This is a genomic window from Acinetobacter sp. 789_lipA (assembly GCF_058242845.1).
Window position 1 is genome coordinate 533,821 of sequence record NZ_JBZAYS010000001.1, and the last position, 14,516, is coordinate 548,336.

Genomic DNA, 14,516 nt, shown 5'->3' on the forward strand with positions numbered 1-14,516 from the left:
CATTCCATCCGAATTGAGAACGCGGCCAGTATAACAAAGCCCAATCGAAATTGGGCTCACTTTAAAGATGATTTTTAAGCAAAAAAACTTAACCGCGTTTTACAGCTACTTTGTCTCTTTGGCGCTGACGAGTCAATTTTTCCACTTTTTCACGTGCACGTTGACGCTTCAATGGTGACAAATAGTCGACGAACAATTTGCCATTTAAGTGATCCATTTCATGTTGAATGCAAACAGCGAGAAGTTCGTCAGCTTCGATCTCAAATGCTTGACCTTCAAGGTTAATTGCTTCGATCTTTACGCGTGACGGGCGCTCAACTTTGTCGTATATTTGGGGAACTGATAGGCAGCCTTCTTCATAGGGCTGCGTTTCTTCAGTCAATGGGGTAACTTTGGGGTTAATGAATACCAAAGGTTGATCTTTATGTTCAGATAAGTCCATGACAATCAACTGAATATGACGATCAACTTGTGTCGCGGCAAGTCCAATGCCTGGCGCTTCATACATGGTTTCAAACATATCTGCAGCCAGCTGACGAATTTCATCAGTAACTTCTTCGACGGGTTCTGCAATGGTACGAAGACGGGGATCAGGAAAACTTAAAATAGGTAATAAGGCCATACTGCGTCCTCAATTATGCCATTGATCAAAAAACCAAATGAAGGGAATGCTTGATCAAAAAAATGTGTGTAATATCGTTATTATAACGCAACTACATACATAATTTTAGGAATTATGATAATGAAAAAGGTTTTTATGGGCATGCCATCTTTTAGTGCCTTGGGGTTTAAGCAACACATGTTAGCACTTGCGGTTTGTCTAAGTGTTGGCGCTGGCGTCATTTCAACAGCTCAAGCTGCGCCTACACGAAATTACAATCCACCTGCTTTAAAAGCCAATGCACCGAATGTTTATGTGGTGAAAAAAGGCGATACCCTGTGGGATATTTCTAAACGTTTTCTAAATAATCCTGTGCGTTGGCCTGAAATTTGGGCCAGCAATAGACACGTCAAAAATCCGCATTGGATTTTCCCAGGTGACCGCTTACTGATGTGTACTCATGAAGGCCGTCCAATTATTGGTAAAGACGAAGGTGATGGCTGTGAAGGGATTATTCGTCGTTATACAGGCGGCACTAAACTTCAACCTCAAGCACGCGTTGAGTCTTTAAACAATGCCATTCCTGTCATTCCACTGGAATACATTAAAAACTGGCTTGAACACAGCACTATTCTTTCAGAGGAATCTTTGGAAGGTACACCGTATATCGTTGGTGCTGCCGATCAGCGTGTGATTGCAGGTAAAGGTCAAACCGTTTATGCACGTGGCCAAGGCATTGAAGCCGGTCAACGCTACGCGATTTACCGTGAAGGCGAACCGTACATTGTGACGGATGCAGAGGGTAAAAAACAAAATCTAGGTCTAGAATTGACTCAGGTTGCTTCAGCCATTGCCATTCGTGGTGAAAATGACATGTCTACTTTAGAAATCACAGATTCGTATAATTCTGAAGTACGTCGTGGTTATCGCGTACTGCCTGAATACGACGCCATGCTTCCAACCTTGTTCTACCCAACACATGCACAAGATGTGACTGAGGGTGGACAAGTGATTCGTGTTCAAGGTTCGATTGGTCTAGCTGCAAAGCATTCAGTTGTGACGATTGACCGTGGCACAGTGGATGGCGTTCAATCGGGTTATGTGTTCTCGGTTAGTCAAAAAGGTCAAGAAATTCGTGATCCGAAAACCAATGAAAAACTGACCCTTCCAACGGAGCGTATCGGCAACATCATGGTCTTTAAAACCTTTGACCGTGTCAGCTATGCTTATGTGCTCGACAGCGAACTACCAATGAACTTGGGCGCGAAAATTTCTCCCTCTGTAGTGGATGAATAATCCGTTGCCTTAAGGTGTATATATGCTGAACTCTTTATCACATGAACAGATTGCAACAATCACCCTGTGGTATTTAGTTCAGCATTCTTTATCCAGCTTTCAAAAACTACAGCAGCATTTTGGCACAAGCACAAAAGCTGTTACTGCCTCCAATCTTCAGATCTGGCCAAATCTTGGCTTACACAAAAGCCATCTACAACGTGTCGTAGAAATTCAAACACCTGCTGGACAAAACAAACTACAAACTTTATTGCATGACGTCCAAGCCAGTTGCGATTTTATTTTGCTTGATAGTGAAAGTCATTATCCCTCGCAGCTGCTGCCCTATTCTGACCGACCACCGATTTTATTTGGTCAGGGCGATCCACAAAGTTTACTCCAACCTCAAGTTGCTATCGTCGGCAGTCGAAAACCCAGTCCACACGGCAAACAAGTGGCTTATGACTTTGCCTATTACCTCGCCGAAAAGGGCTTTTATATTTGCAGTGGTTTGGCTGAAGGCATTGATGCAGCGGCACATCAGGGCGGCTTAAAATATCAACGTACCATTGCAGTGATGGGCACGGGCTTAGATCTCACTTACCCTTCCCAACATCAAACACTGCGTACGCAAATATTAGAAAATAATGGCTGTATTATTACTGAATTTTTACCACATACACCGCCTTTACAGCATAATTTTCCACGGCGGAACCGCATCGTCAGTGCATTGAGTTTAGGGGTTGTGGTTGCAGAAGCCGCACTCAAAAGTGGCTCTCTTGGTACAGCCAAATCTGCTGCTGAACAAGGGAAAACCATTTTTGCGATCCCCGGTCATATTTACAGTGAACACCATCAAGGCTGTCATCAACTAATCCGAGAAGGGGCGATTTTGGTCGATCATCCTGAGCAAATCATTGAAGACTTGGCACTTCCCACTCAATGGCATAGCCAATCCCAGTCGCAAGAAAACACCCCAAGCGCTAGTATTGATATCCCATCTGATTTACTCGAACTTTATAATCAACTGGATTGGGTGGGACAAAATATGGATCAACTTAATTTCAAACTTAACACCGATATTGCCACACTCACTAGCCAGTTAATGGAACTGGAAATTTTGGGGCTCGCACAACAACAGGCTGGCAATTATCTGCGTTGCCGTTCCAGCCAATAAGGTTCACAATAACCCTTTATGAATCAATAAAAGGTACTAAGTGTAATGATTACCACCTCTGTGACTGAAGCGGCGCAATGCTTAAAACAAGGTCAAGTTTTAGCATATCCAACAGAAGCAGTATGGGGTTTAGGCTGTGATCCGTATAACGAACAGGCCTTTCTAGATATTTTGCAGATTAAGCAACGCCCGATTGAAAAAGGGGTAATTTTACTGGCTGGGCAAATTGCTCAAGTTGAACCGCTTTTAGAACATTTAGATCCCCACATCCGTCAACAAGTGATCGAGAGTTGGAGCGATCGCAGTCCATCAGAACGCGCAACCACGTGGTTACTACCGGCAAATGAACACATTCCGACATGGATTAAAGGCAATCACCCTAAAGTTGCTGTACGGGTAACCACGCATCCGATTTGTGTGGCGCTTTGCAATGCCTTTCAAGGCTTCATAGTCTCCACCAGTGCCAACCCCGCTGGATTATCACCTGCCCGTTCACTACAAGATGCCAACCACTACTTTGCCCAACAGGTCAATTATCTGAATGGTGACCTAGGCTTGAGCCAAGAACCGAGTCGCATACTCGATGCCGAAACTGGAGCCGTGGTTCGTGCTTAAAAGCATGCTCTTTCTCAGAATTTTTACTGAAAAATAGATAAAAAAAAGCTCAGCCATATAGGGATGGCTGAGCATAAAAAAGGATGTGTAATCACATCCAGAGGGTCTGAAAACTGATGAGCAAACACTTAATACCCGTTTTGACATTGGCCTAAGTTTGCAGTGCGCGTATTATGTAGCAAATTGCATTTCTAAACAAATAGATTTTTTATATTAAAAACAGCGTTAAAACGCTGATTAATGGAGATAATTAAAATATAATTCAAATTATCTACCTATTTTTAATCAGCTTTTGCATACATTAAATACATTCACCATCTAAAATAGCATTAATAAATTAACTTATTAATGAATTATTCTATTAAAAAAATAATTTAAATGGTTATTTTTTAATCAAAATCAATCCATCGAGTTTGCTAAAGGTGGCGTTTTTAATGATGTTTTACGCTGTGCAAGTAAAATACCACAGATAATGACCACTCCACCGACCGTATGATAAACCGTCCACGCCTCTTTCAACCAGACATAGGCAATCACTGCGGTAAAGACTGGCATCAAGTTCATGAAAATACTGGTTCGATTCGGCCCTAAATGGGTAATGGCCAACATCCACAGTAAAGGGGCAACTAAGGAAGGGAAAATGCTGGCATACATAACACTTGCCGCATTTTGACTATTGATTGAATCGAGACCGAAATAGGCAATAAAAGGTAAATGGTAAAGCAGTGCAAAAAAGATCTGCACATAGAGGCTCAACATCAAGGGAATTTGCAATTGCCACTTTTTCAAAAATACCCCATAAAAGGCATAGAAGAATACCGCAACCACCATCAGGACATCTCCCAAATGCCCGCCCGATTGAACTAGCCCTGCAAGATTGCCCTGCCCAATGATATAAACCAAACCTGCAAAAGATAAAATACTACCAATCATCGCAAAACGATTTGGAATATCTTTTAAAATCAGCAGTGAAACAAAAATGGTAAAGATCGGAATAAAGGCATTAATCAGTCCCATATTGGTCGCGGTCGTATAGTGCGCTGCGGTGTAAGCTAAGCCCTGATACAACACCAGACCAAATGCACTTAGCACTGCCAACTGCCCCAAATGCGCTCGGATTAATGCCCACTGCCGACATAATGGTCGCACAACAAAAGGTGTTAACAGAATGAAGGCAAAGAACCACCGATAAAAACTAATACTGACTGGCGAAATGAAATCAGCTACATAACGCGTAACGACAATATTGATCGACCAAATGAGTACAGCAATGATAGGGAGACTCAAAGCCCAATACATACGTTGTGATGTGGTACTCATTCTTTTCCCCGTTTAGCTTTTGTTTGCAAAATTTAAATGAATGGTAAAACATTTTTATGATTTATTCGAATATCATTTGGGTATCACACATAATTGATACATTTATCTTAAAATATAAAATTCATAAAAAACATAATATTAAGACAATATAAAACGATACATTTCAATAAACTGATGCATTTCAGCAGCTTCACTCTACAAAAACACCATAGAACAATGTCAACGATCTCTGCATCGTATTGATGCTGTTCTAGCGAACGTATTTTTTAATTGATTGGTCATTGCTCTTAGACTCTGGCCTACAAAAACATATTTCCCGATAGAAGGATGTCGTTATGAAAAAGTTACTTTTAACCACAGTTTGTATGGCCACACTTACTTTGGCTGCGTGCGAAAAAAAAGGAACTGAGCCAGCCGTTGAACAAACGACGTCTGCATCTGAAGCGACCTCAACCGAAGCGACCACTATCGTTGCTAATCATAGCAATAATAATATTGCCGATATTCAAGCCGATTTGTTAGCCGTACAAACGCTATCGAATGCCAAAGCTCAAGAAGCCGCCGCGTTTCAAAAAGAAGTGAGTGCAACCTTAGAGAAAAAGGATCCCGCTCAAATTAAAGCTATGGTTGAAAAAACAGAAACCTATGTGAAGCAATTTAATGATGAATTAGATGCCTTAACCTTAAAAAGTGCTGAAGTAGATGCTTTACGTGAAAAAATGCAGGACGCCAATGATCTGGGGGTTGAGCTCACCAAAGAAAGTACAAAAACAACGCCAGATAGCGCGAAAATCACCGAACTCCAAAACAAAGCGACTGAACTGCAGAAATCGATCATTGCTGACGTAACGGCTTTGGAAGCTAAAGTCAAAGCGGCTCCAGCACCTTAATGACCTCCCCACCCTTTAAAGCAAGCCTTGGCTTGCTTTTTTGTTGCGATCAATCTGCAAATGGGCGTGACTTTGTCGAACGCTTCCAACACAATAAAATGCACATCGTATAAGGACACGCAAATGAGCACTTCGATTTATAACATTCCTGTCAAAACCATTCAGGGCGAAGACATCAACTTAAACCAATACCAAGGTAAAGTTCTCCTGGTGGTGAATGTGGCATCTAAATGTGGCCTCACACCGCAGTACGAAGGTTTAGAAAAACTCTATCAAGACAAAAAATCACAGGGTTTAGAGATTCTAGGTTTTCCTGCCAACAATTTCTTGACACAAGAACCAGGTTCAGATGCTGAAATTCAAGAATTCTGCTCCTTAAACTATCAAGTAGATTTCCCGCTTTTTTCAAAAATCTCGGTCGCAGGGGATGATAAGCATCCATTATATGAAACGCTCACCCACGCGGTGCCTGAACGTATCGGTGAAGGCCCTTGGTGGAAAGACTTGGTGGACTATGGTTTAACACCGAACGAACCACCTGAAGTGCTGTGGAACTTTGAGAAATTCTTAATCAATAAAAATGGCGAAGTGGTTGCGCGTTTTGCACCGGACATTACGGCCAATGATCCGCGTATTGTCGATGCCATCAATGCCGAATTGGCCAAATAAGCCTAGAGCTGTTTATAAGCAGTCGAATTTAACGGCTGCTTATATTTTTATTTTTTTAAATGAGTAATGACACTCGAATCGGTTCGATCTTCATAATTTTTTCTTTATTTTTATAATTTTACAACACTTCATTCACGATCAATCAAACACTTCACTCTATGATGCATCTATCCGCTCAAGACAACCCGAAGTGAAGCTCATGAATACCTTTATAAAAGCAGCTGTTTTATCTATCTCAACCGCATTGATTGCCCTGCCTGCACTAGCAGCACCACAAGAACAACATCAGCAACATCAAACCGCTCAGTCACATGGACATGCACAAAAGCAAACTTCAAATGGACATCAACAACCAACCCATGCCACTGCCAAAAAAGCCAACCGTCCATCTCAAGACTGGAAAGCAGGTCAAAAACTCCCAAGCGCTTACCATAGCAATGCCTATAAAGTAGATCACCAAAAATACAAAAAACTCAGCAAACCCGGTAAAAACCAACAGTGGATTAAAGTGAATGGCGACTATGTACTGACAGACATTCGCAATCATTCCATTATTAAAATCATTGCTGGCTAAACTGCTGTAAATGAAGAGTGCTCAGGCACTCTTTTTATTTTAAAAAGTTTTGTTATGACTTTGAAACCCAGCATTTTATCTACACATTTTGCCCTTATATTAAAAAACACATAGCCCAATATTGATTTGATGATGAAAAAGCTTTTACAAAACTTGGTTCTTCCTTTTGCACTGTTTAGTTCAGGCATCCTACTCATTGGCTGTGAGCAAGCAACAGAGCCGAATCAGCAAGACATCCAGACTGAGTCATCTGAGCAACACCAATCAGCGAATACACAAAGTCCTGAAAAAGCTGAACTGAAAAGTGGCAACATGCTCTATATCGTGCGTGATGTGGCAGATATGCAATTAAAAGCAGGCGAATATGTCACTCAGCTGCAAGAAACCCAAAGTGACTTGCAGTCCGCAATTGAACAGCACGATCAGCAACAGTTGCAACACGCCGCGACAGCTTTACAACAACAGCTCACAGGTTTCAATAATGCCTTGAATGGTCTGAATCTTAAAACCCAAGAAATCAATGATATCCGTGAAAAATTACTGTCTGCCAACCAACAAGTGTTAGATTCACCTTTTTTAAATGGACAGGTGGATTTTAGCCAAGTCGACTTTAAAAAGATGCAACAGCAAATGGGCACTATTCAATCTGAAATGTTGAAATTGGCTTCAATGATGATTCCTCAGCAAGCTGAGAATGATAGCTCAAACACAAACCAATCTTAAAACATTTAAATAGTGGTGCTTTCAACAATAGAGTAGGAGAAAATGACTGCAACCATTTTCTCCTAATTTGATTGAGGCACGATTTCACACATGCAGCTGATTATTTTTATGGGTATCCAAGCTTCGGGAAAATCGAGCTATTATCTGCTGAATTTGGCACATAGCCATTTGCGCATCAACCTCGATATGCTGAAAACACGGCATCGTGAAAAAATCATTTTTGAAGCAGGACTGGCCTCAAAAACCAAAATGGTGGTTGATAATACCAACCCTACGCCAGCCGATCGTGCGCGTTATATTGCCAGTGCTCAGGCCGCAGGCTTTGAAATTGTTGGCTATTTCTTTGAGACTGAGCTTAAAGGTGCACTGGAACGCAACCGCCTACGTGAAGGCAAAGCCCGCATTCCTGAAGTCGGAATCAGAGCCACCGCTCAAAAGTTTGAACCTCCACACTATGCTGAAGGCTTTGATACACTGTATAAAGTTCGTATTCTCGGGCAAGGTGAATTTTCAATTTCACCCATACAGATTTGAAGCTTTAATGAAAAAACATTAACTATTTCTCATTTTTAAGCTACCATGTACAAATAAGAAACACAGAAAAACATTTTTATAATGAAAAAAGTCATTCTTGTGATCGCCTGTTTAGCAATCATCGTCTTTGGCGGGATGCACTTTTTAATGCCTGAAAAAACCATGCCACACTTAACCCAGTTTTTTTCTAAAGAGCATAAAGAAGTTCAACGTATTCAGGACTGGCTCAAATACAAACAACAGCAGCAGTTACTTTTGGTCGATGTTGCAAGCCCTGTCAGCCCCAAACAACAAGGCGCTTATGCTGAATACATCAAACAAAAAATTGAGCTCAACCAGCAAAATATTCAACGCCTTCAGCTTACTCGCTATCAAACCAAAGCGTTTAAAGAGCTACAACAGCTTGAAATTCATGCGCTAGAGCAATGGAATACCTTATTTCAAACGCATATTGTAGATGCCTTCATTGAACAGCAACATTTCACTGAAATTCCAGCCGAAGAATACCAACAATTTGATGCTGAAGCGCGCTATGCCTTACAAAAGCAAGAAGTTTTGGTCCTCGAACACTTACAACAATTGCTGCAACACAACAGCCCATATCTGTCTGACATCGATCATAGCCTACTCAGCGATTGGCTTTATTACCAACTGATGCAACATGAAATTCATCCGGTTATCTCTGAATGGTTAGAAGTCGAAACAGATATGCCTCGACGAAGCCGTCAAGATGCAATGCAAGACTTAAGACTTTATAAGCGGTTTAACCCCAATACCGATGAATATAAGTACATCATGTCACTCGAAACACAGCTTTGGCATGCCGAACACCCATCTTCAAATTTACTTAAGCAACCATCCAATACCATGCCCAATTCGGATATCGAAATCGATTCAGAGATTGTGATTCCTGAAGATAAACCTCAAGTTGAGCAAATCAAAAAGTTGATTGAGACTCAACACAATAGCGTTAGCCGCATGATGTTCAGCCAATTGCGTCAAAGCTTTTTGCAATAAATTTAAAATAATGCTTTGAGCTCACACCTCATCAAAACGAAGACTGTTCCTGAGTTTTGCTCTGTGCTAACCATTCTTTAAAAGCCTTTTGCATGGCGTGACGCTCATATGGCTTGGCTAAACGTGCTTCCATCATTGAAAAATCACCCTTATAAGCTGCGTCAATCATGGCTTTGGTCAGCTCCTGAATACTCGCGCGACCCCGATGTTCATATTGTAATATTTCTTCTGAAGTCAGCACCAAGTCCCAACACGACACCACTGAGCTCATGTCGACTGCAATACTCAGATAATAATGCTCAAAATCTTGGTAAAGTTCCCAAAAGTGGGATTCATGCGCAATCAGGTTCATCTTCATCTTCGCTTACAGAGAAGCTTTCAAAATATAACTTCTGTTGAATAAAAGATATGCAACTTTAGATAGCTATGTCCTTGCTTAACGAAATATATCAAGCATAGGAGCATTGATTCAGATGAATTTTAAAAATTGTGTATTCAAAATATTCTACAAGCCAGCGTACAGTTAAAAGACGAAGCACTATCATGCAAAACAAAGATTGCATGTATGCAGCAGACCAATCCAGTCCATTTGAACAATGACAACTAAGAAACCAACAAACTCATCATGAAATAAGCAATTGACGCATTTTTATCAACAGACATAAAAAAAGCCACCTTTCGGTGGCTTTTTTTAATCTCAAACCGTCTCTTATTGAGCGCGGTTTTTGATTTTGCGGATGGTTTCCAACTGAGCAGCAGTTTCTGCGAGAGCAGCCAAAGCAGCAGCCGAGTCCAAATCGCTCTTTTGATTTGCAAGCAATTGTTCAGCGTGTTTACGCGCTTCAAGAATTGCTGCTTCATCTAAGTTTTCTGCACGGACTGCAGTATCTGCAAGAACCGTAACAACATGCGGTTGAACTTCTAGAACACCACCAGATACATAGATTAACTCTTCTGTACCGTTTTCAAGCAGAACACGGATTGTACCCGGCTTGAGTAAAGTTACTAGTGGCGCGTGACCAGGCATAATACCTAATTCACCACCAGCACCTTTAGCAATTAGCATCGTTACAGCGCCAGAGTACAAAGACTCTTGAACACTTACAACATCACACTGCATAGTCGACATGAGAATCTCCTAAATTAGGTAACTAATTAAAGTTTCTCAGCTTTAGCAATTACTTCGTCAATACCACCAACCATATAGAACGCTTGTTCTGGAATGTGGTCATATTCACCAGCTAAAAGACCTTTAAAGCCACGAATCGTTTCTTTAAGCGGTACAAGTTTACCAGGAGCACCAGTAAACACTTCAGCTACGTGGAACGGTTGAGAGAAGAAACGTTGGATTTTACGCGCACGGTAAACAGTCAACTTATCTTCTTCTGCAAGTTCGTCCATACCAAGAATCGCGATGATGTCTTTCAATTCTTTATAACGTTGAAGAACGTTTTGAACTGAACGAGCGATCTCGTAATGCTCAGCACCCACTACGAGTGGATCTAACTGACGTGAAGTTGAGTCAAGTGGATCGATCGCTGGGTAAATACCAGAAGATGCGATGTCACGGCTCAATACTACAGTTGCATCTAAGTGAGCAAACGTAGTTGCAGGCGATGGATCTGTTAAGTCATCGGCAGGTACGTATACCGCTTGGATTGACGTAATCGAACCAGACTTAGTCGATGTAATACGTTCTTGAAGAACACCCATCTCTTCTGCAAGTGTCGGTTGGTAACCTACTGCAGATGGCATACGACCTAGAAGTGCTGATACTTCAGTACCTGCTAGTGTATAACGGTAGATGTTGTCTACGAACAATAGTACGTCACGGCCTTTACCGTTTTCGTCTTTCTCGTCACGGAAATACTCAGCCATGGTCAAACCAGTCAACGCTACGCGTAAACGGTTACCCGGTGGTTCGTTCATCTGACCGTAGACCATTGCTACTTTGTCTAGAACGTTTGAGTCTTTCATCTCGTGATAGAAGTCATTACCTTCACGAGTACGCTCACCAACACCAGCGAACACAGATAAACCTGAGTGCGCTTTAGCGATGTTGTTGATCAACTCCATCATGTTTACAGTTTTACCAACACCGGCACCACCGAACAGACCAACTTTACCACCTTTAGCGAACGGGCATAGTAAGTCGATGACTTTAATACCAGTTTCTAAAAGGTCAGTAGAAGCTGCTTGTTCAGCATAAGAAGGTGCTTGACGGTGAATCGGCAAACGCGCTTCAGTCGCAACTGGACCAGCTTCGTCGATTGGGCGACCAAGAACGTCCATGATACGACCTAGAGTCGCTGTACCCACTGGTACAGAGATCGGTGCGTTAGTATTCGTTACGTTCAAACCACGCTTAAGGCCTTCAGTAGAACCCATTGCAATAGTACGAACTACGCCATCACCAAGTTGTTGCTGAACTTCTAATGTAGTTTCAGTGCCATCAACGTGGAGAGCGTCATAGATCTTAGGAACGCTGTTACGTTCAAACTCGACGTCGATAACCGCGCCGATGATCTGAATGATACGACCGCTACTCATTGCTGTCTCCTCAATTCAAAATAATGTTAAACGGCAGCGGCACCACCAACGATCTCAGAAATTTCCTGAGTAATCGCGGCTTGACGCAGCTTGTTATAAATAAGTTGTAGGCTCTTGATCAAATCACCTGCGTTGTCCGTTGCAGCTTTCATTGCAACCATACGAGCTGACTGCTCACACGCGATGTTTTCGATCACGCCTTGATATACCACAGACTCGATATAACGAACCAATAAACCATTTAAAAGCTCTTCAGCTTCAGGCTCATAGATATAATCCCAACCGTATTGACGGTTAAGGGTCTTGTCTTCTTCAGCAGCAGCCAAAGGAACAAGTTGTTCGATCTTTTGATTTTGAGTCATGGCATTGACAAAGCCGTTTGACACAAGATAAATACGATCTAACTCGCCTTTATCAAATGCGTCTAACATCACCTGTACAGAACCAGATAACTGTTCAAGGCTTGGTGTATCACCGACATTTGTCGTAGCACCCAGCACTTTACCGCCGTAGTTTTTAAAAAACGAAACCGCTTTTTGACCAATTAAAGCAAATTGAACTTCAATTGACTGCTCTTGTTGCTGTTGTACGTGTTTAACCACTTTTTTGAACAAGTTAATGTTCAAACCACCAGCAAGGCCACGATCTGAAGACACAATGATATAGCCAACGCGCTTAACCGGGCGTTCAACCATATAACGGTGTTTGTATTCAGGATTCGCTTGAACCAAGTGAGCAATTACACGGTGCATATTTTCGGCATACGGACGGCCTTGAGCCATGCGCTCTTGCGCACGACGCATCTTAGAAGCTGCTACCATCTGCATCGCGCGAGTAATTTTCTGCGTGCTTTTGATACTAGCTACTTTGGCGCGAATTTCTTTTAAATTTGCCATACGCTTAACCTAGTATTCGAAGGCCCTTTCGAGCCCTCGAAGGTTGATCCGTGAACCAAACCAAAACTAAATCCAACTGAAGTTGAAATTAGTAAGTTTGAGTCGCTTTAAAGCTTTCAATACCTGCTTTGATTGCAGCTTCGATGTCTTTGTTGTAATCACCAGTTTCATCGATGTTTTGCATTAACGCAGCATTTTCTGAACGGAAGTAAGAGATTAACGCAGCATCAAAGTCTACGATTTTCTTCACTTCAACGTCAGCCATGTAGCCTTCGTTAGATGCATAAATTGAAACAGCTTGGTCAGCAATTGAATATGGAGCATATTGTTTTTGCTTCATTAATTCAGTTACACGTTGACCATGTTCAAGTTGCTTACGAGTTGCTTCATCAAGGTCAGAAGCGAACTGAGCAAACGCTGCCAATTCACGGTATTGCGCCAAAGCAGTACGGATACCACCAGACAATTTTTTGATGATCTTAGTCTGCGCTGAACCACCAACACGAGATACAGAGATACCCGCGTTCACAGCAGGACGAATACCTGCGTTGAATAATGATGTTTCAAGGAAGATCTGACCGTCAGTGATCGAAATTACGTTCGTTGGTACGAATGCAGATACGTCACCCGCTTGAGTTTCAATGATTGGTAATGCAGTTAATGAACCAGTTTGGCCTTTAACTTCACCATTCGTGAATTTCTCAACGTAGTCAGCAGAAACGCGCGAAGCACGCTCAAGAAGACGTGAGTGAAGATAGAATACGTCACCTGGATACGCTTCACGACCTGGTGGACGACGTAACAATAATGAAATTTGACGGTAAGCAACAGCTTGCTTAGACAAATCATCATAAATGATTAGTGCATCTTCACCGCGGTCACGGAAGTATTCACCCATTGTACAGCCAGAGTATGGAGCCAAGTACAACATTGCTGCTGGATCGGCTGCAGCTGCTGCTACAACAGTGGTATACGCCATAGCGCCAGTTTCTTCTAGCTTGCGCACAACGTTAGCAATAGTCGATTGTTTTTGACCAATAGCTACGTATACACATTTAATGCCAGAGTTTTTCTGAGCGATGATCGCATCGATCGCCATAGCTGTTTTACCAGTTTGACGGTCACCAATGATCAACTCACGCTGACCACGGCCTACAGGGATCATTGTATCTACTGATTTATAACCAGTTTGTACAGGTTGATCCACTGATTGACGCCAAATTACGCCTGGTGCTACTTTTTCAACAGCATCAGTTAATTTTGCATCAATTGGGCCTTTACCATCAATTGGGTTACCCAAAGCATCTACTACACGGCCTAAAAGTTCTGGACCAACCGGAACTTCTAATACACGACCTGTGCAACGCGCTTTTTGACCTTCTTGAAGGCTTAAGTAGTTACCTAAAACAACGACGCCCACTGAATCCTGTTCTAGGTTCAGTGCCATACCGTATAAGCCGCCGTCGAATTCGATCATTTCACCGTACATTGCATCAGCAAGGCCGTGAATACGCACAATACCGTCGGAAACCATAACAATGGTCCCTTCGTTTTTAGCGGTCGCGCTGGTGTCCAGATCGCCGATACGCTGTTTAATGAGCGCACTGATCTCGGATGGATTCAGTTGTTGCATTGCGCTATACCTCAATCTTTTTAAAGTTCAGTCTTCATATGC

At 42.1% G+C, this 14,516-nt stretch carries 16 protein-coding genes; 9 read left to right on the forward strand and 7 right to left on the reverse strand.

The features are described 5' to 3' along the window. Positions 1-88: 88 nt before the first annotated feature. Complete coding sequence (gene def / locus AC4CUZ_RS02480) at positions 89-622, reverse strand: peptide deformylase (RefSeq protein ID WP_348958854.1); 534 nt, start codon at positions 620-622, stop codon at positions 89-91. Between the two features lie 120 nt (positions 623-742). Here def and AC4CUZ_RS02485 point away from each other — a divergent pair, with 120 nt between their 5' ends. The 3 genes from AC4CUZ_RS02485 to tsaC are packed head-to-tail and all read left to right on the forward strand — an operon-like array spanning position 743 to position 3,668. After that, on the forward strand, positions 743-1,897 hold the full coding sequence (locus AC4CUZ_RS02485; RefSeq protein WP_178928536.1) for a LysM peptidoglycan-binding domain-containing protein: 1,155 nt from the start codon (positions 743-745) through the stop codon (positions 1,895-1,897). Positions 1,898-1,919: 22 nt separating this feature from the next. Further along, entirely contained in the window at positions 1,920-3,053 is a 1,134-nt protein-coding gene (gene dprA, locus AC4CUZ_RS02490; protein WP_178928535.1) for a DNA-processing protein DprA, read from the forward strand. A 45-nt stretch (positions 3,054-3,098) separates the two neighbouring features. Next, positions 3,099-3,668 carry an L-threonylcarbamoyladenylate synthase type 1 TsaC gene (gene tsaC / locus AC4CUZ_RS02495; RefSeq protein WP_126038729.1) on the forward strand — a complete coding sequence of 190 codons (570 nt, stop codon included), beginning with the start codon at positions 3,099-3,101 and terminating at the stop codon, positions 3,666-3,668. 399 nt (positions 3,669-4,067) lie between these two features. On the opposite strand, the gene AC4CUZ_RS02500 is transcribed toward tsaC, so the two are convergent. After that, entirely contained in the window at positions 4,068-4,988 is a 921-nt protein-coding gene (locus AC4CUZ_RS02500; protein ID WP_178928534.1) for a DMT family transporter, read from the reverse strand. 335 nt (positions 4,989-5,323) lie between these two features. On the opposite strand from AC4CUZ_RS02500, the gene AC4CUZ_RS02505 reads away from it, so the two are divergent. From AC4CUZ_RS02505 to AC4CUZ_RS02530, 6 genes are all read left to right on the forward strand, one after another. After that, positions 5,324-5,878: a PM1805 family lipoprotein gene (locus tag AC4CUZ_RS02505; RefSeq protein WP_058868686.1), complete on the forward strand. Its 555-nt coding sequence runs from the start codon at positions 5,324-5,326 to the stop codon at positions 5,876-5,878. 123 nt (positions 5,879-6,001) lie between these two features. After that, positions 6,002-6,547: a glutathione peroxidase gene (locus AC4CUZ_RS02510; RefSeq protein WP_436905439.1), complete on the forward strand. Its 546-nt coding sequence runs from the start codon at positions 6,002-6,004 to the stop codon at positions 6,545-6,547. Positions 6,548-6,746: 199 nt separating this feature from the next. Next, entirely contained in the window at positions 6,747-7,121 is a 375-nt protein-coding gene (locus AC4CUZ_RS02515) for an RcnB family protein (protein WP_317110891.1), read from the forward strand. Positions 7,122-7,253: 132 nt separating this feature from the next. Next, complete coding sequence (locus AC4CUZ_RS02520) at positions 7,254-7,844, forward strand: PM1805 family lipoprotein (protein ID WP_346312644.1); 591 nt, start codon at positions 7,254-7,256, stop codon at positions 7,842-7,844. Positions 7,845-7,934: 90 nt separating this feature from the next. Next, positions 7,935-8,378 (forward strand): AAA family ATPase, encoded by a 444-nt coding sequence (locus AC4CUZ_RS02525; RefSeq protein ID WP_184118735.1) that lies wholly within the window; start codon positions 7,935-7,937, stop codon positions 8,376-8,378. 81 nt (positions 8,379-8,459) lie between these two features. Further along, complete coding sequence (locus AC4CUZ_RS02530; RefSeq protein WP_436905440.1) at positions 8,460-9,395, forward strand: hypothetical protein; 936 nt, start codon at positions 8,460-8,462, stop codon at positions 9,393-9,395. A gap of 31 nt (positions 9,396-9,426) precedes the next feature. On the opposite strand, the gene AC4CUZ_RS02535 is transcribed toward AC4CUZ_RS02530, so the two are convergent. From AC4CUZ_RS02535 to atpA, 5 genes are all read right to left on the reverse strand, one after another. Then, the gene (locus AC4CUZ_RS02535) at positions 9,427-9,747 is read right to left on the reverse strand and encodes a hypothetical protein (protein WP_035327186.1); all 321 of its coding nucleotides are present in this window, start codon (positions 9,745-9,747) and stop codon (positions 9,427-9,429) included. Between the two features lie 357 nt (positions 9,748-10,104). Next, a complete protein-coding gene (locus tag AC4CUZ_RS02540; protein ID WP_004684427.1) occupies positions 10,105-10,524 on the reverse strand; it encodes a F0F1 ATP synthase subunit epsilon in 420 nt (139 codons plus the stop codon). Between the two features lie 26 nt (positions 10,525-10,550). Further along, positions 10,551-11,945: a F0F1 ATP synthase subunit beta gene (gene atpD / locus AC4CUZ_RS02545; RefSeq protein ID WP_004684425.1), complete on the reverse strand. Its 1,395-nt coding sequence runs from the start codon at positions 11,943-11,945 to the stop codon at positions 10,551-10,553. A 26-nt stretch (positions 11,946-11,971) separates the two neighbouring features. After that, positions 11,972-12,841 carry a F0F1 ATP synthase subunit gamma gene (gene atpG / locus AC4CUZ_RS02550; protein ID WP_436905441.1) on the reverse strand — a complete coding sequence of 290 codons (870 nt, stop codon included), beginning with the start codon at positions 12,839-12,841 and terminating at the stop codon, positions 11,972-11,974. 88 nt (positions 12,842-12,929) lie between these two features. Then, positions 12,930-14,474 (reverse strand): F0F1 ATP synthase subunit alpha, encoded by a 1,545-nt coding sequence (atpA, locus tag AC4CUZ_RS02555; RefSeq protein ID WP_004684423.1) that lies wholly within the window; start codon positions 14,472-14,474, stop codon positions 12,930-12,932. Between the last annotated feature and the right edge of the window lie 42 nt (positions 14,475-14,516).